The sequence below is a fragment of the Bacillus sp. RIT 809 genome, from assembly GCF_016892495.1.
GTDB classification, from domain to species: Bacteria; Bacillota; Bacilli; order Bacillales; family Bacillaceae_G; genus Bacillus_A; species Bacillus_A cereus_U.
The window spans coordinates 16245-32817 of the sequence record NZ_JAFEMR010000023.1 but is presented as its reverse complement, the minus strand read 5'-3'; the positions used below and the strand labels follow the sequence as shown (position 1 = coordinate 32817).

The following is a 16573-nucleotide window of genomic DNA, read 5'->3' as shown; positions in this document are numbered from 1 at the left end:
ATGACTCTAAGTAGCTAATCGAACTTTCTTACAACTGGAACACGAATTGCTACAAATAGTACAAAGACGATAACAGCGATTGCACCGCTTTTCATAACCGTTACAATTGGAATGCCGATCCCAAGTGCAAGCGATGTAAATGCGTAAGAGAGCGGAATGAATCCCATCGATGAAAGCATGAGTAAACTCATAACGCGTCCCATCATCTCTTCTTTTACTGTTGATTGAATCATTGCCATAAGTGGAACGATAGCCATCGCAATTGTAATACCGTAAAACATTCCGGCTAATAATGCTTGCCAAAGTACGGTGCTAAAGTTAATGGCTAGGAAGAATATACCAGACAGTAGCATCATGATAATACAAAATAGACCACGTCTGCGGTTAATGTTTTTTAATCCGACAATGACAGCTCCTATCGCCATCCCGCCGCCAACAGACGCTTCTAAGTAACTAAACTGAAGTGAATCACCGTGCAGAACGTTTTTGACGAAGAGCGGGAAGCCTACTTGCATTGGGCCGATTAAAAATAAGTTTAAAAAGGCGCTACATATGAGGAAAGTTGAAAGAAATGGTGATTCTTTTACATATGAAATTCCCTCTTTAATAGAAGTAAACATGCCTTTATCTGTTTCATTTTTTTCGGGTACTGTAAATTGTATTTTTTGAACGAGTATCGCAGCGATAATGAGTAGCAGGATTGTAATTGAAAAAATTGTTTCATAGTTCGTAAATTTAATGAGAATACCGCCAAGTACAGGTCCTAAAATGACAGATGCTTGGTTTGTCATTTGAGTAAGTGAATTTGCTTGTGTTAAACGGCTTTTTTCTACAAGTTCAGGCAGAATAGATCCATCTGCTGACCAGAAGAAAGCGTCAGCAAGTCCGAAGAACAAAGCGAACAAAGCAAATGTATATAGTGTTACATCACCGACGATGAACCAGGTGAGAATAGTTGCGACAAGAATAGCGCGAATAATATTAGAGTAAAACATAATATTTTTTTTCGGGAATTTATCAGCTAATGCTCCGCCGATAATCATAAAGATGAGCCTTGGAACACTAAGAGCCACGAAAACAATACCGAGTGAAGCCTCAAGGTTTAATGTTTTTGCTATGTACCATGTTTGTGAAAAAGTAAAAAAGGCTAAAGCAAAACTTGAAAAGAGAGTAGCTGCCCAAAGAAAAAGGAAGTTCGTATTTTTTAATAACGGTTTTCCGCTTCCTTCTAAAGCAGATTTATTTTGTTGTAGTTCCTCCATAGTGCTTCCTTTCTATGTACCGATTTTAGACTGAAAAACCTATTAACAATCGTTTTACCCCGCGTTAACGGGCAGTAAAACTCCCACCTCAAAATTTGGCTCGAGCAAAGAAGTTAGGTGGGAGACCAACTGCCCGTAAACGCCCGATTGGTGAGGGCTAATACTCAGTGGGGGATGAACAAAACCCCCACTGAGTATAGTTTCACTTTATACAGTTTCTAATAGTTCTATACTGCACTTTCTCATTGTAGACAATAATAATGAATTTGCACAGTGGCTATTTCACGACAAAAAAAGAAGATACCAAGGGCATCTTCTTTTTTATGTTTTAGGCTAATGCAATATAAATATCCACTTGTACGTTAGTTGGATCTACTGCATTTTCGTCATAAAGCTCAAAATCTGTTGTAAAAGCACGCTTGTTTTCTTTCGACCATTGCCAAATATATTCCCAAGTTTCACAAATGACTTCAGAAACAGGACCTTTTCTCGTTGTAAATACCGCATACGTTGCGGCAGGTAATGTTAAAGTTGTCATATTTTCAGGAACATCTTCTAATGAAGAAACAGGCATGCCGATAGTAAATTGATATGTACCAGTTTCATCCGATTCGTAGTTTGAGTAGAAAGCGAATGTTTCTTTTGTTTGTTGATTTGGAATTTGGTGCATAATTTGTTCTTGGAAGTAGCGATTCCAAAGCATTGGAATCCTTCCTTCAGTCGATGCTTCTTTTTCGTTTGTAGTTGTAATAGAAACACCGATTGCTTGGAAAGCTCCTTTTTTTACGATAATAGGTTCTTTCATTAATAAAACCTCCCTTTATTAAATGAAACGTACGTTCTGTTTTTATTGTAACATATTTTGGAAGTAAGTAGTGTTTTTTATCAAATTGGAATGTATTTTAGTTAGGAAAAGAAGAGGGTATGAAAAGAACTCCTCTCATCTAAAAGGAGTTCTTTTCATTTCTATATTAAAACATACTTGAGCTATGCATTGGTTGAAGTTTTGCGTTTGGATCGAAGTAAGCTTTTGCATTGTTTACTGCTGTCGGTGCTTCACCAAAGCCACAAGCAATGAGTTTTACTTTTCCTTCATATGTACAAATGTCACCAGCAGCGTAAATGCCAGGAATATTTGTTTCCATTTTTGAATTCACGAGGATGCTGTTCTTTTGAATATCTAAGCCCCAGTTTTTAATTGGACCAAGCGAAGACACGAAGCCGTAGTTTACGATTACGTCATCAACATCAAGGATAACTTTTTCTTCTGTTTTTACGTGCTGAAGAACAACTTGTTCAATCGTGTCATCACCGATGAGTTCAACTGGAACATACGGTGTGCTTACTTCTGCACGGGAATTCATTAAGCTTTCTACGCTATGTTCATGTGCACGGAATTTATCACGGCGATGAACAATTGTAACTTTATCTGCAATCGGTTCTAACATCATTGTCCAGTCTACTGCTGAGTCACCGCCGCCGAATACAACGACGCGTTTTCCAGCAAATTTATTCATATCATCAATGAAATAATGTAAGTTTTTCTTCTCGTATTTTGCTGTGCCTTCTAATTCTAAGCGGCGTGGTTGGAAAGCACCATTGCCAGCAGTAATAATGACAGATTTAGAGTAGTGAGTTTGTTTATTTGTAACAAGTTTAAATATACCGTCAGCTTGTTTTTCAAGCGTATCAACAGCTTCTTCTAGGCAAACAGTTGGATCGAACTTTTTCATTTGTTCTTTTAAGTTATCAACTAACTCTTGTGCGCGCACTTTTGGGAATCCAGCTACATCATAAATATACTTTTCGGGATATAGTGCGGATAATTGCCCTCCAAGTTGAGGTAAGCTTTCAATAATTTTTACACTTGCTTGTCTCATTCCGCCATAAAATGCAGTGAATAGTCCTGTTGGGCCACCACCAATAATTGTTATGTCGTAAACCTTTTGATTTTCTGTCATTTTCATTCCCCCTATAGATGATGGAATTTTAATATTGATTTCATATATTGTTCATATGTACATGAAAATCCTGCAAATGATGACACTTTCAAATAAATGATAGCATATTTCAGTTAATAATACTTCTGAAAACGACTGAATAATAAGTAAGTTTGCGCATAGATGTTTTAGAATCGTATAAAATATAGCGAAAGGAAAATACATGAAAAAAAGGCTGAAAAACCCTTGAAAACGCTATGTTATTTTAAAATATTGATAATTCTCTAGGTGCTTGAATTATGGAATGAAACCGACTAATATAGGGAAGTATTATGTTAAATTTCTATGACAAATTTCGTACGATTTTTTGACTGCGTTTTGTTATGATATAGAATGTGATAAATTCCACATTCTTGACAAATAGAGTTTTTAGTACTTGGTATTATTTTTTATTACTATTATATAAAGAAAAGGGTTGTGATTTAGTGAAGACTCCAAAAATCGTAGTTTTAGGTGCAGGTTATGGCGGGATGATTACGACTGTTCGTCTGCAAAAAACATTATCTGTAAGTGAAGCTGAAATTACGTTAGTAAACAACAATAGCTATCACTACCAAGCAACTTGGTTACATGAGAGTGCAGCTGGTACATTACAAGATGATAAAATCTGTCTAGATATTCAAGACGTTATCGATACAAATAAAGTGAACTTTGTACAAGATACAGTAGTAGAGATTAAAGCTGCTGAAAAACGTATTATCTTAAAAAATGGTGAATTAGAGTATGATTACTTAGTAATCGGTCTTGGTTTCGAATCAGAAACGTTCGGAATTAAAGGGTTAAAAGAGCATGCATTCTCAATCACTAACATTAATGCAACTCGTCAAATTCGTGAGCATATGGAAGAAAAGTTTGCTCAATATGCGACTGAAAAACGTGATGAGTTAGTAACAATCGTTGTTGGTGGTGCTGGATTTACTGGTATCGAGTACGTAGGTGAGCTTGCAAACCGTATTCCTGAACTTTGCAAAGAGTACGATGTTCCACGTGAAAAAGCACGTATCATCTGTGTAGAAGCTGCTCCAACAGCACTTCCTGGTTTCGATCCAGCATTAGTAGAGTACGCTGTAAAACAACTTGAGAAAAAAGGTGTAGAATTCCGCATCGGTACAGCAATTAAGGAAGCAACTGAAGAAGGTATTATCGTTGCAAACGGTGATGATGCTGAACTTCTTAAATCTGAAACTGTAGTTTGGGCTGCAGGTGTTCGTGGTAACGGTATTGTGGAAGAGTCTGGATTTGAAGCAATGCGCGGACGTATTAAAGTGGATGAGTACATGCACGCTCCGGGTCATGAAGATGTATTCATGGTTGGTGACGCAGCGTTAATCATCAATGAGGAGATTAACCGTCCATATCCACCAACAGCACAGATTGCAATTCAAGAAGGTTATAACATTGCACACAATTTAACTGTGTTAGTTCGCGGTAAAGGTGAAATGAAAAAGTTCGCATTTGATAATAAAGGATCTGTATGTTCATTAGGTCATGACGATGCAATGGGCGTTGTTATGGGTAAAAAGTTAACAGGTTGGAAAGCTTCATTCATGAAGAAAGTAATCGACAACCGTTACTTATTCTTACTAGGCGGACCTTTATTAGTTCTTAAAAAAGGTAAATTGAAGTTCTTTTAATATATAGTAGAAAAAGCAGAAACGGCTATGAGCTGTTTCTGCTTTTTTCGTATTGAAAATATAGTATAATATATAAAAAAGAAAGAATATTCTGTTCGTTTGATGGAGGAGGTTATATCATGGGGAAGCGAGGGAAAGTGTGGTTAGCTGTCAGTGGCTTAGTAGCTACAAAAGATGGGAGATGGCTATTCGTTAAGAAAAAATACGGTGGATTGAAAGGGCAATGGTCTTTACCTGCTGGTTTTGTTAATGAAGGTGAGACTGTTGATGAAGCTGTAAAACGTGAAATTTTGGAAGAAACAGGAATTATTGCTCATGTAAAGGGGATTATTGGTATTCGCTCAGGTGTTATTCATAATGAAATTAGTGATAATATGATTATTTTTCTTCTAGAGCCAGAGGGAGAAGACATTATCGTACAGGAGAAAGAATTGTCGGAAGTAGCTTTTTTACATCCAGAAAATATTGCAGATGATCAAAATACTTCTGTACTCATCAAATATTTATTAGAAGGAAGAGCAGAGTCGCATTTTGAAATGGACAAAACATTAAATCCAGGAGAGCAATTTGGTTATACGGCTTATCATGTGTTTACGGCGTATGCGAAGGAGAGGGAGAAGAAGTGAGTATACCGGTACTACTTATTTCAATGATGTTGTTCTTTATTTTATTTTTTGGAATTGGATTTTTACTCAACATGATTTTGCGAGCTACGTGGGTAATGGTTATTGTGTATCCGATTATTTGTATGCTTATTATTAATAAAGCGAGTGTATGGGACTATTTTTCAAAGCCAAAAGAAACATTTTCTTCATTTGGGACGAGTGTATCGCATTTAGGACACGCAGATGTGTTTATTCTATCTACTGGATTAGTAGGTGCTGCTTTAGCAGGAATTATAATTAAAAAACTTCGGAAAAGTGGATATCAAATGTTTTAATCTCCAATCAATTTGGAGATTATTTTTTTGCATATTCCTTCATCGTATAGGGAATGATTAACGATGAAGGAGTGTGGAATATAAAAATGTTAAAACGATATTGTATTCGCATTATGATGACTTGTTTACTTGCATTCGCATTATGCGTAACATGGCAGGCTTTCACAGGAGTTTCTTTATTAGAGATTATAAAATCATATGAAGGAACAAGTGTAAAAGAAGTACATGCAGCAGAAATTGAGAAAAAAGTTGCTCCGAGTAAAGAAGTGATAAATGCTTTAGAACAGGCAAATGACTGGTCTAAATATCGTGTTATAGAAATGACTGCAACTGGTTATACATCAGGTATAGAGTCAACTGGAAAGAGGCCGGGGCATCCAGAGTATGGCATTACATATTCAGGTGTTAAAGCAAAAAGGGATTTATATTCCACAATCGCTGCTGACTTGCGCGTATTCCCGCTTGGGACAATTCTATTCGTGCCAGGTTACGGATATGGTGTTGTAGCTGATAAGGGCGGTGCTATAAAAGGAAATCGTCTCGATTTATATTATGATACGGTGAAAGATGTTTATAGCCAATGGGGTAAGAAAAAAGTAAATGTGTATATAGTGAAAATAGGAAATGGTAAGTTTTCGGAAGAAGAGTTAACAATGTTAAATCAAGACGAAACGATGCAAGTGTTTCGTGGGCAATATTTAAAACAAAGATAGTCTAGTGGTAATAACGCTAGACTTTTTTCTTGTCTTATTTCACCATAGGAGATAGCATCTTTATCCCGCTATTTGCCGGGCAGTAAAACTCCCCCCTCAAAATTCAGCTGGAGCAAAGAAGTTAGGTGGGAGTCGGGCTCCCCGTAAACGCCTGATTGGTGCGGGCTAATAATCAGTGGGGGATGAACAAAACCCCCACTGATTAAAGTTTCACCTTATATGAAATAACAGAATTTAGAATTGTCGCATTTTATCGAAAATAAAGTTATAATGGACGTAGAGAAATTTAGGGGGTCTGAACATGTTGCAAGTACAAAAAGAATTAGCAAGTCATGAAGCGGTAATTGTTGCCTTATTTGAAGAAGATAAAACGAGTAGCTTTGTACAAGAACTGGATAAAGCGTTTGAAGGACAATTACAAGTTTTATTAGAAGAAAAAGAACTTTCAACTAAGAAGAAAGCCATTTCAAAAGTACATAGCTTAGGAAAAACCAATGTTAAACGTTATTATTTTGTTGGTTTAGGTAAGAAAGAGTCATATACAACAGAAACGTTACGTGCAGCTCTTAGTAAAGCTTTTAAATCGTTACAATCAGCAAAAGTAAAAGACGCAGCAATCTTACTTGATTCTTTCGTAACAGAGAAATTAGATGCGATTGATGTAGCTCATATTGCAACGGAAGTATATTGCCTTGGTACATACGGATTACAAACATATAAAACGGATGAAAAAGAAAGAGTAGAGTTAGAAAAACTGATTGCTATTACAGCAGAAGATGCACAAGAAATTGAAGCAGCATTAACGGTAGGATACGTACATGGACGTGCAACGAATTCAGCTCGTACGCTTGTAAATATGCCGCCAAACGTATTAACAGCGACAAAGCTTGCTGAGTATGCAGTTGAATTAGCGGAAAAATACGATATGGATTATAAGGTTCTTGAGAAAGAAGAGATGGAAGAGCTTGGTATGGGTGCATTACTTGCAGTAAACCAAGGATCTACTGAACCGCCAAAAATGATCGCTCTTATTTATAAAGGAAAAGAAGAGTGGAAAGATGTAATTGGATTTGTTGGAAAAGGGATTACATATGATACTGGCGGCTATTCTTTAAAACCACGTGAAGGCATGGTTGGTATGAAAGGTGATATGGGCGGCGCTGCAGCTGTTCTTGGCGCGATGGAGATCATCGGTGAACTTCGCCCAGAGCAAAATGTAATTGCTGTTATTCCATCAACTGACAACGTTGTAAGTGGTACAGCATTTAAGCCAGATGATGTTATTACATCTATGAGCGGAAAAACAATTGAAGTATTAAATACAGATGCAGAAGGTCGCCTAGCGTTAGCTGACGGTATTACGTATGCGAAGAAACTTGGTGCAAATTACTTAGTTGATGTTGCAACATTAACAGGCGGTGTAATTGTTGCACTTGGAAATCATACAACAGGCGCAATGACAAATAATGAAGAATTATTTGAACAAGTGTTAGAGGCTTCGATGGAAACGGATGAGCCAATTTGGCAATTGCCGATTTTTGAACGTGATAAAGAACGTGTCAAAAACAGTAAATTTGCTGATTTAAATAACTCACCAGGCCGTGAAGGACATGCGGTTATGGCTGGGACATTCCTTGGTGAATTTGCAGAAGAAACACCATGGGTACACTTAGACATCGCTGGAACATCTGAAACAACAGGTGCACATGATTTAGGACCATCTGGAGCAACAGGTGCAATGGTGCGTACACTTGCAACACTTGTTGAGCGTTTCGGAGAAGAATAAAGAATGAAAAAAAACTGTCTGGAAAGGTCATTACATACTGAACCTTTCCGGAACAGCTTTTTTTATTTTATAGGTATTCTATAAAGAAATCGTATATAACGTCCCATTTAAAGCGAATGAAGTACGCCCTGTTTCCTCAGAGACAACTAATATAAGTGAATCGTTTTTCTCTGATAAGCCAATCGCAGCCCTGTGACGTGTTCCTAGCTCAGGATTGATTTCTGTACTTTTTGTTAATGGAAGAATATTAGCTGCTGAGACAATATGATTATTTTTAATGAGAACGGCTCCGTCATGAAGAGGGTTCCCTGGATAAAAGATCGATTCAAGTAGTGGCGCGGTTAAGTGTGCGTTTAATGTCGTTCCAGTTTGAATGAAAGAATCAAGAGCGTCACTTCGTTCCACAATAATAAGAGCACCGTGTTTTCGAGCGCTTAAATGTTGGACAGCTGTAGTGATGAAATGTGAACTTTCCGTATAAGGTGATAAATATGCTTGAATATAATATGTAGCTGCTAACGTCTGTACATTTGTTAACATATGATGAATATCTTCCATTTTACATAAAATACATTCATCTTCTTTATCGATTGCATGCTTCATGTTTGATAATTCTTTTTCAGCAATTTCAATCATCTGCTTTGTTTTTATTTTGAGCTCTTCTGACAAGCCCCATTCTTGCATAATCCTCATTCCCTTTGGTGGAGTATTTAACCATAGTGTATACAAATATTTATAGTAAAATCCTGTTAGATTATAAAAAATATTGAGATGCAGGTTGTTTTTTTCATATAATGAAGGTACGACAGGCGAGAGGAGATGGAAGTATGAATTGGAAACAAGAATTTAGTCGCTGGCTTTCATATGCAGAATTAGACACAGAATTAAAAGAACAGCTAGAAAACATGAAGCAAGATGAGAAGAAAATCGAGGATAGCTTTTATAAAAATCTAGAGTTCGGCACAGGTGGTATGCGTGGTGAACTTGGTGCTGGTACGAACCGTTTAAATGTATATACAGTTCGTAAAGCAACAAAAGGATTAGCTAGGTTTATTGAAAAATTAGGTGAAGAAGCGAAAAAACGTGGTGTTGTTGTCGCGTATGATTCTCGTCATAAATCACCTGAATTCGCAATGGAAGTAGCTGCTACACTTGGTGCGCAAGGTATTACAACATATGTATTTGAAAGCTTGCGTCCAACACCAGTGCTTTCTTTCGCAGTTCGTCATTTACATACAGTAAGTGGAATCGTTCTTACGGCAAGCCATAATCCGCCCGAATATAACGGTTATAAAGTATATGGTGAAGATGGTGGGCAGTTGCCTCCAAAAGAAGCTGATGAGTTAATTGGCTACGTAAATGCAGTAGAAAATGAATTAACAGTTGAAGTTGCTGATGTTGAGCAATTAAAAGCTGACGGTCTATTACATATAATTGGACAAGAAGTAGATGATGCATATGCGGCAGAATTGAACAATGTCATTATTAATAAAGAGATGGTGAAAGAAGTAGGAAAAGATTTGAAAATCGTCTTTACACCATTACATGGAACGTCAAATATTTCGGTACGCCGTGGTTTAGAAGAAGTTGGATTTACAGATGTAACAGTTGTAAAAGAGCAAGAGTTACCAGATCCAAACTTCTCTACAGTAAAATCACCAAACCCAGAAGAGCATGCAGCGTTTGAGTATGCAATTCGCGACGGTGAAAAAGTAGGCGCTGATGTGTTAATCGCAACAGATCCTGATGCAGACCGTCTAGGTGTAGCAGTTCGCAATCATGATGGTGAGTTCCAAGTGTTAACTGGTAACCAAACAGGTGCGTTAATGCTTGATTACTTATTATCACAAAAGAAGGAAAATGGAACGCTTCCAGAAAACGGTGTTGTTTTAAAAACAATCGTAACGTCTGAAATTGGCCGTACAATCGCAAAAGCATACGGTTTAGATACAGTTGATACGTTAACTGGATTTAAATTTATCGGTGAAAAAATTAGACAGTATGAAGAAAGTGGACAATATGAATTCCAATTCGGTTATGAGGAAAGCTATGGTTATTTAATCCGTCCATTCTGCCGTGATAAAGATGCGGTGCAATCAGTCCTATTTGCATGTGAAGTAGCTGCGTACTACAAATCAAAAGGTAAAACGTTATATGATGGTCTGTTAGAAGTATTTAAGAAGTATGGGTTCTTCCGTGAGGATCTTGTATCGTTAACGTTAAAAGGAAAAGATGGTGCCGAACAGATTCAAAAGATGATGGCAACATTCCGCGGGAATCCTCCGAAAGAAGTAGCTGGTTTAACAGTCGTTGCAGTTGAGGATTATAAGGAAAGCATCATTACAACGTTACAAGATGGAAATAAGGAAGAGATTCACTTACCGAAATCAAATGTGTTAAAATATCAATTAGAAGATGGTTCTTGGTTCTGCTTACGTCCATCTGGAACAGAGCCGAAAATTAAATTCTACTTTGGTGTACAAGATGATTCCTTACAAAATAGTGAACAAAAGTTACTTACTATTAAAGAAGATATTATGAATCGTTTATAATAGAGTAGAGTGATACTGATAGGAAAAGGGGAGAACGGCCTCCTCTTTTCTTGTAGTTTTGTTTGATGTAGAGGATTATTACGAGCGAGTGTTATAAATTTGCACTTTACTAAGAGAATTAGAATGAAAAGCGAGGGTATTTGTCATGAAAAAAGTGAGAAAAGCAATTATTCCGGCAGCGGGATTAGGAACACGCTTTTTACCAGCAACGAAAGCAATGCCAAAAGAAATGCTTCCAATTGTAGATAAACCAACAATTCAATACATCGTAGAAGAAGCAGTAAAATCAGGCATCGAAGATATTATTATCGTTACTGGTAAAGGAAAGCGCTCTATCGAAGATCATTTTGATAACGCATTTGAATTAGAGCAAAACTTATTAGAGAAGAAAAAGTATGAGTTACTTGAAAAAGTACAAGCTTCTTCTAAAATGGTAGATATCCATTACATTCGTCAAAAAGAACCAAAAGGATTAGGACATGCTGTTTGGTGCGCACGTAAATTCATTGGTGATGAGCCGTTTGCAGTATTATTAGGCGATGATATCGTTCAAGCTGAAAAACCATGTTTACGTCAATTAATGGACGAGTATGACAAAACACTTTCTTCTGTTATTGGTGTACAAACTGTTCCTGAAGCAGAAACACATCGCTACGGAATTATTGATCCGTTAGAGCAAGAGGGACGTCGTTATCAAGTTCGTCAATTCGTTGAAAAACCAACGAAAGGTACTGCGCCTTCAAACTTAGCGATTATGGGACGTTACATTTTAACTCCTGAAATCTTTATGTTCTTGGAACAGCAACAAGCTGGAGCGGGCGGCGAAATTCAGTTAACGGATGCAATTCAAAGCTTAAATGAAATTCAACGTGTATTTGCTTACGACTTCGAAGGAAAGCGTTATGACGTTGGTGAAAAATTAGGATTTGTTCAAACGACAATCGAAATGGCATTGCAACACCCAGAATTACGTGATGATATGCTAGTAATGATGAAGAAAATTTTAGAAGAGCAAATGAAGCAAGAGTCTTAATTTATAGGTTTTAATTTAGTGGTATAATCCCCTGTTAGATTTGCAGTAGAGACATGTAATTTACTGTGTAATCTAAAGGGGATTTTTTATAAGAAAAAGACACTCTGGAAAGAGTGTCTTTAATTAGAACTTAAATTTTTATCGGTAGGCTTCAATTCATTAGCTTTTGATTTAATTTCATCAGTAATAGCGATATTAATATTTCCAGCTGCTTTTTTGTATTCCTGAATTAATGTATTAACGTTTTGGTTGAATGTGATTAAACTGCCACTTGGAGATTGAGCTTGTTCATTGAGAGCGGTAATAATACCATATATTTTTTTATATTCTTCATAGGTTTCTTTATACTTATTTGGTTGTTCTTTTGCAGCTTCAGAGACTAACTTTAAATCCGTTCCCATATTGCTGTAAAACGTATCTACAGTTGCAACCATCCCATCAATTTCTGTTCTCTTAGATCTAAGCGCATTATTGAAGTCATTTCTTTGATCAATCGCTTTTGACCATGTAGTTGAATACTCGGATAACACATAAGAAGCTGAATATCTAAAGGTTTCTATATCATTATAAAAAGATGCCGCAGCAATTAAGTAATCAGCTTCTTTTTTCTTTTGGGCTTGAATTGCTTGATATTCTTCCTCCATATTCGTTACTTTTGTTATCGTAAAGAGAAGGATGATGATTGATATAACTGATGTAAGAAAGAGTATTATAGATGTTAATAAAGATTTTTTTGCTGGTAATTTTCGTACTTTCTTAATTAACCCAATAACAATAAAGATTAAAGCTGCGCATAAACTAATTATAGTAAGTATTAAAAAGAAAAATGCTAGACCGTTTCCAAAGGTATATTGCATTCCTAATTCGCTATTTCCATATAATTTGTAACTGATGCTCATACCTAGTATGAAAAATAAAGATAGTACTCCGACACTTATTTTAATAAGTGTATTTTTTGATAGCTTCACTGATTTTCCTCCAAAATATTGTTTTAATTAGATGTGCAAAATATAAGATTTGCTGAACAATCATAACAAAATTTATTTCTAATATGTGTCGTATATTGTCGAAAATAAAAAATGAGTTATTTCAGTATACTGAAATAACTCATTTTTTATTATGAAATCGTCGAATGAGAATGCTGATAAGCCGAACGACGTACAGCATAGTATATGCGAGGTGCGATAATAGCGCCGATAATTGTAAACGCAATATCTTTTACTGCAAACCACATCATAATCATCCAGGCAGCTTTATAACTCATATTACCATCCATGAAAATATTGACTGCCCCGTACATATAAGTAGTACCGATAATATAAGTTAAAATGATTCCGACGAAAGAAGCAATTGCAAAGGTGCTGAATGTTGGTCGTTCTTTTTGTTCTACTAGTTTTCCTGATACGTAAGCAACGATAATAAATGCGATAATAAAACCACCAGTAGGATCTAAAAGTGCCCCGAATCCAGCTTTGAAGTTAGCGAAGATTGGCGCACCCGCTACTCCAACAAGCATGTAAACAGTCATTGATAATGCCCCAAGTCTACTCCCAAGAAGAAGACCTGCTAAAATTGCGAAAAATGGTTGCATAGATAACGGGACGCCCGCTATTTGTAGGAATGGTGCCCACGATACAATATTTGCACCAATAGCCATAAGAGCGACGAACATGGCAGCTAATGCTAAATCTAAAACATGAAGCTTCTTCATAATGTTAACCTCCAGTTGTATTTAGGTTAACATTATCGTAGCGAAAGTATTTACTTGTTGTCAATCAAAATATTTTGATAAGAAGGCTTTAAATAGTCTCTAAGCAATGTGTATGGAATACGAAATTGCGGAATTCCGCTTGAATAAGGAGCAATTTCATATAAAGGGAAATAAATTACAAGATTATCCGGTTCTAAAAAGTAGTGAAACTTTTTAGTGCTCGTTACCTTTTCGGCTGCATCAGGAAAATAAATGCTTTCATTGTGTTTAATTTGTCTTATAATCTCTGTGCGAATTATTTCTTTATATTTATCCTCTTGCTGAAATAAATCGTCTAAGTGTAATAATTTTTTTTCGTTTAAATCAAATGTATTTGCCTTCCACGTATAAAGTCCGTGCGCTCCGCCTGTATATTGATAGTAATTCACATATAGACTTAGGAAAGGTGGTTTGTTTAAAGCTACTTTATAGTCAACATTTGCAACGTATGGATGAAAAGGTGTGCTAGATCCTTCTGTTTCTTTATAATATTTCTTCGCTTCTTTTTCTAATTTACTTTTAAATGTAGCGGTAGAGTTTTTGTAATAGGAATTTAGCTTATTTTGAAATTTCGAATCAGAAAAGTTGTGAAAGGAAGGCCTATTAATTTGATATTCTATATAAGGTTTCTTACCTTTTTGCGTTACAGTCTTAACATTGATTGTCAGGTTGGATGCTTTGGCTGCTATTGCACAATTTGGTACAATAGTCAGGAAGGAGAACATAAGCAATAGTATACAAAATTTCTGTTTCATTTAGGTGAAACCTCCTTATATAAGTGTTATAGGTAGTTTGAAATTAAACAGGTAAAATTATACATTTGATTTAAAGTGAGAGAGGTTGAAAACGATATGGCAAAAACTTTAATGGATTCGCTTGGAATTGAACTATTAGAAATGACAGAGGATAAAGTAGTTGCTACAATGCCTGTTGATGAACGTACGCATCAGCCGTTTGGATTTTTACATGGCGGTGCATCTGTTGCATTAGCAGAAACTGTGGCAAGTGTTGGTTCATACAATTTAATTGATCAAGAGAAATGTATTTGTTTCGGATTAGAAATTAATGCAAATCATATTCGCTCAAAGCAAGATGGAATTGTAACAGCAATTGGAACACCGATACATAGAGGACAATCGACAATGGTTTGGGATATTCGCATCATTGATGAAAATGATGATTTACTATGCATATCAAGATGTACAGTAGCAATTAAAGAAAAACGTGAAAAATAGAAAAGAGGCGGCTCTTATGAGCTGCCTCTTTTTTATCCCGCTATTTGTGGGCAGTAAAACTCCCACCTCAAAATTCGGCTGGAGCAAAGAAGTTAGGTGGGAGATCAACTGCCCGTAAACGCCCGATTGGTTCAACTAATAATCAGTGGGGGATGAACAAAACCCCCACTGATTAAAGTTTCACTTTATAATTAGAACTGGATTTTTTTCTCTAAGAAACCTTTTAGTTCGCTAATTGGCATACGAACTTGTTCCATAGTGTCACGGTCACGTACTGTAACAGCTTTGTCTTCAACAGAGTCGAAGTCGTATGTGATACAGAATGGTGTACCGATTTCGTCTTGACGACGGTAACGTTTACCGATAGAACCAGTTTCATCAAAGTCTACCACGAAGTCTTTAGCTAGTTCTGCGAATACTTCAGTAGCACCTTCAGATAGCTTTTTAGATAATGGTAAGATAGCTGCTTTATATGGTGCTAAAGCAGGGTGGAAACGAAGAACTGTACGAGAATCGTTTTCTAATTGCTCTTCTTCATATGCATCACATAAGAATGCTAATGTTACACGGTCTGCACCTAGAGATGGCTCGATGCAGTATGGCACGTAACGCTCATTCGTTTGTGGATCGATATAGTTAAAGTCTTCGTTAGAGTGTTCCATGTGACGTTTTAAATCGAAGTCTGTACGAGATGCAACGCCCCAAAGTTCGCCCCAACCGAATGGGAATCGGAATTCAATATCAGTTGTTGCGTTACTGTAGTGAGATAATTCGTCTTCACCGTGGTCACGAAGACGCATGCTTTCTTCAGTCATACCAAGTGAAAGTAACCAGTTTTTACAAGTTTCACGCCAGAATGCAAACCACTCTAAATCTTCACCAGGCTTACAGAAGAATTCAAGTTCCATTTGTTCGAATTCACGTGTACGGAATGTGAAGTTACCAGGTGTGATTTCGTTACGGAAACTTTTACCGATTTGGCCGATACCAAATGGAAGTTTCTTACGCATAGAGCGTTGTACGTTTTTAAAGTTTACGAAAATACCTTGTGCTGTTTCAGGACGAAGGAAGATTTCGTTTGTGCTAGACTCTGTAACACCTTGGAATGTTTTGAACATTAAGTTGAACTGACGGATTTCAGTGAACTCTTCACTACCGCAATCAGGACATTTTACTTCATGTTCTTTCATTAAGTCAGCCATTTGGTCGAAAGTAAGACCGTCAACGACCATTTCGATGCCTTTTGCGTCTAATGCATCTTCAATTAATTTGTCAGCACGGTGACGAGCTTTACATTTTTTACAGTCGATCATTGGATCATTAAAGTTACCAACGTGACCAGAAGCGATCCAAGTTTTTGGGTTCATTAAAATAGCAGCATCTAAACCAACGTTGTGTGGAGATTCTTGAATGAACTTTTTCCACCAAGCTTTTTTAACGTTATTTTTTAATTCGATTCCAAGTGGACCGTAATCCCAAGTGTTTGCAAGACCACCGTAAATTTCAGAACCAGGGAAAACGAAACCGCGATGTTTTGCTAAGTTTACAACTTGTTCCATTGAATACATAATAAAATCCTCCTTTTGAAAGTTAACGTATTTGCGATGACGTGATGGGTACTTTGGAAGCGGGAAATATATGCTTTAAAAAACATAAAAAAACGCTCAT

General features: G+C 36.6%; 16 protein-coding genes. 8 read left to right on the top strand and 8 right to left on the bottom strand.

All coding sequences use genetic code 11. From position 1 onward, the window contains the following. Window positions 1-14: 14 nt before the first annotated feature. The 3 genes from JTF23_RS21490 to JTF23_RS21480 form a co-directional block, all read right to left on the bottom strand. A complete protein-coding gene (locus tag JTF23_RS21490) occupies window positions 15-1262 on the bottom strand; it encodes an MFS transporter (RefSeq protein WP_078173464.1) in 1248 nt (415 codons plus the stop codon). Window positions 1263-1590: 328 nt separating this feature from the next. After that, on the bottom strand, window positions 1591-2067 hold the full coding sequence (locus JTF23_RS21485) for a GyrI-like domain-containing protein (RefSeq protein WP_016106511.1): 477 nt from the start codon (window positions 2065-2067) through the stop codon (window positions 1591-1593). A 166-nt stretch (window positions 2068-2233) separates the two neighbouring features. After that, window positions 2234-3223 (bottom strand): NAD(P)/FAD-dependent oxidoreductase, encoded by a 990-nt coding sequence (locus tag JTF23_RS21480; RefSeq protein WP_016106510.1) that lies wholly within the window; start codon window positions 3221-3223, stop codon window positions 2234-2236. 464 nt (window positions 3224-3687) lie between these two features. Here JTF23_RS21480 and JTF23_RS21475 point away from each other — a divergent pair, with 464 nt between their 5' ends. The 5 genes from JTF23_RS21475 (at window position 3688) to JTF23_RS21455 (ending at window position 8335) form a co-directional block, all read left to right on the top strand. Continuing rightward, on the top strand, window positions 3688-4896 hold the full coding sequence (locus JTF23_RS21475; protein WP_002112603.1) for an NAD(P)/FAD-dependent oxidoreductase: 1209 nt from the start codon (window positions 3688-3690) through the stop codon (window positions 4894-4896). Between the two features lie 119 nt (window positions 4897-5015). Beyond that, the gene (locus tag JTF23_RS21470) at window positions 5016-5522 is read left to right on the top strand and encodes an NUDIX hydrolase (RefSeq protein WP_002112602.1); all 507 of its coding nucleotides are present in this window, start codon (window positions 5016-5018) and stop codon (window positions 5520-5522) included. Continuing rightward, complete coding sequence (locus JTF23_RS21465; RefSeq protein WP_002089308.1) at window positions 5519-5836, top strand: YuiB family protein; 318 nt, start codon at window positions 5519-5521, stop codon at window positions 5834-5836. Before JTF23_RS21470 ends, JTF23_RS21465 begins: the two co-directional genes overlap by 4 nt. Window positions 5837-5922: 86 nt before the next feature. Further along, a complete protein-coding gene (locus JTF23_RS21460; protein WP_002089307.1) occupies window positions 5923-6549 on the top strand; it encodes a 3D domain-containing protein in 627 nt (208 codons plus the stop codon). Between the two features lie 301 nt (window positions 6550-6850). After that, the gene (locus tag JTF23_RS21455; RefSeq protein ID WP_078173467.1) at window positions 6851-8335 is read left to right on the top strand and encodes a leucyl aminopeptidase; all 1485 of its coding nucleotides are present in this window, start codon (window positions 6851-6853) and stop codon (window positions 8333-8335) included. A gap of 78 nt (window positions 8336-8413) precedes the next feature. Here the strand turns inward: JTF23_RS21455 and cdaS are convergent, their stop codons facing one another. Then, on the bottom strand, window positions 8414-9019 hold the full coding sequence (cdaS, locus tag JTF23_RS21450; RefSeq protein ID WP_078173468.1) for a sporulation-specific diadenylate cyclase CdaS: 606 nt from the start codon (window positions 9017-9019) through the stop codon (window positions 8414-8416). A gap of 143 nt (window positions 9020-9162) precedes the next feature. On the opposite strand from cdaS, the gene JTF23_RS21445 reads away from it, so the two are divergent. Continuing rightward, window positions 9163-10887, top strand: coding sequence for a phospho-sugar mutase (locus JTF23_RS21445; protein WP_204209647.1), 1725 nt, complete (start codon window positions 9163-9165; stop codon window positions 10885-10887). Between the two features lie 145 nt (window positions 10888-11032). Next, window positions 11033-11920 carry a UTP--glucose-1-phosphate uridylyltransferase GalU gene (gene galU / locus JTF23_RS21440; RefSeq protein WP_002160035.1) on the top strand — a complete coding sequence of 296 codons (888 nt, stop codon included), beginning with the start codon at window positions 11033-11035 and terminating at the stop codon, window positions 11918-11920. 119 nt (window positions 11921-12039) lie between these two features. Here the strand turns inward: galU and JTF23_RS21435 are convergent, their stop codons facing one another. From JTF23_RS21435 to JTF23_RS21425, 3 genes are all read right to left on the bottom strand, one after another. Beyond that, entirely contained in the window at window positions 12040-12888 is an 849-nt protein-coding gene (locus JTF23_RS21435) for a hypothetical protein (protein ID WP_088060348.1), read from the bottom strand. A gap of 149 nt (window positions 12889-13037) precedes the next feature. Beyond that, complete coding sequence (locus JTF23_RS21430; protein WP_204209646.1) at window positions 13038-13631, bottom strand: biotin transporter BioY; 594 nt, start codon at window positions 13629-13631, stop codon at window positions 13038-13040. Window positions 13632-13681: 50 nt separating this feature from the next. Further along, a complete protein-coding gene (locus JTF23_RS21425; RefSeq protein ID WP_002112588.1) occupies window positions 13682-14425 on the bottom strand; it encodes a DUF3298 and DUF4163 domain-containing protein in 744 nt (247 codons plus the stop codon). Window positions 14426-14521: 96 nt separating this feature from the next. Here JTF23_RS21425 and JTF23_RS21420 point away from each other — a divergent pair, with 96 nt between their 5' ends. After that, window positions 14522-14905: a hotdog fold thioesterase gene (locus JTF23_RS21420; protein ID WP_002160038.1), complete on the top strand. Its 384-nt coding sequence runs from the start codon at window positions 14522-14524 to the stop codon at window positions 14903-14905. A gap of 191 nt (window positions 14906-15096) precedes the next feature. Here JTF23_RS21420 and JTF23_RS21415 read toward each other — a convergent pair whose 3' ends face one another. Then, a complete protein-coding gene (locus JTF23_RS21415) occupies window positions 15097-16473 on the bottom strand; it encodes a glycine--tRNA ligase (protein ID WP_204209645.1) in 1377 nt (458 codons plus the stop codon). Window positions 16474-16573: the final 100 nt, after the last annotated feature.

Coding starts and splice junctions, on each gene's coding strand:
- JTF23_RS21415 (WP_204209645.1), bottom strand. CDS start 16,473: ATGTATTCAATGGAACAAGTTGTAAACTTAGCAAAACATCGCGGTTTC.
- galU (WP_002160035.1), top strand. CDS start 11,033: ATGAAAAAAGTGAGAAAAGCAATTATTCCGGCAGCGGGATTAGGAACA.
- JTF23_RS21480 (WP_016106510.1), bottom strand. CDS start 3,223: ATGACAGAAAATCAAAAGGTTTACGACATAACAATTATTGGTGGTGGC.
- JTF23_RS21445 (WP_204209647.1), top strand. CDS start 9,163: ATGAATTGGAAACAAGAATTTAGTCGCTGGCTTTCATATGCAGAATTA.
- JTF23_RS21485 (WP_016106511.1), bottom strand. CDS start 2,067: ATGAAAGAACCTATTATCGTAAAAAAAGGAGCTTTCCAAGCAATCGGT.
- JTF23_RS21490 (WP_078173464.1), bottom strand. CDS start 1,262: ATGGAGGAACTACAACAAAATAAATCTGCTTTAGAAGGAAGCGGAAAA.
- JTF23_RS21470 (WP_002112602.1), top strand. CDS start 5,016: ATGGGGAAGCGAGGGAAAGTGTGGTTAGCTGTCAGTGGCTTAGTAGCT.
- JTF23_RS21455 (WP_078173467.1), top strand. CDS start 6,851: ATGTTGCAAGTACAAAAAGAATTAGCAAGTCATGAAGCGGTAATTGTT.
- JTF23_RS21420 (WP_002160038.1), top strand. CDS start 14,522: ATGGCAAAAACTTTAATGGATTCGCTTGGAATTGAACTATTAGAAATG.
- cdaS (WP_078173468.1), bottom strand. CDS start 9,019: ATGCAAGAATGGGGCTTGTCAGAAGAGCTCAAAATAAAAACAAAGCAG.
- JTF23_RS21425 (WP_002112588.1), bottom strand. CDS start 14,425: ATGAAACAGAAATTTTGTATACTATTGCTTATGTTCTCCTTCCTGACT.
- JTF23_RS21460 (WP_002089307.1), top strand. CDS start 5,923: ATGTTAAAACGATATTGTATTCGCATTATGATGACTTGTTTACTTGCA.
- JTF23_RS21430 (WP_204209646.1), bottom strand. CDS start 13,631: ATGAAGAAGCTTCATGTTTTAGATTTAGCATTAGCTGCCATGTTCGTC.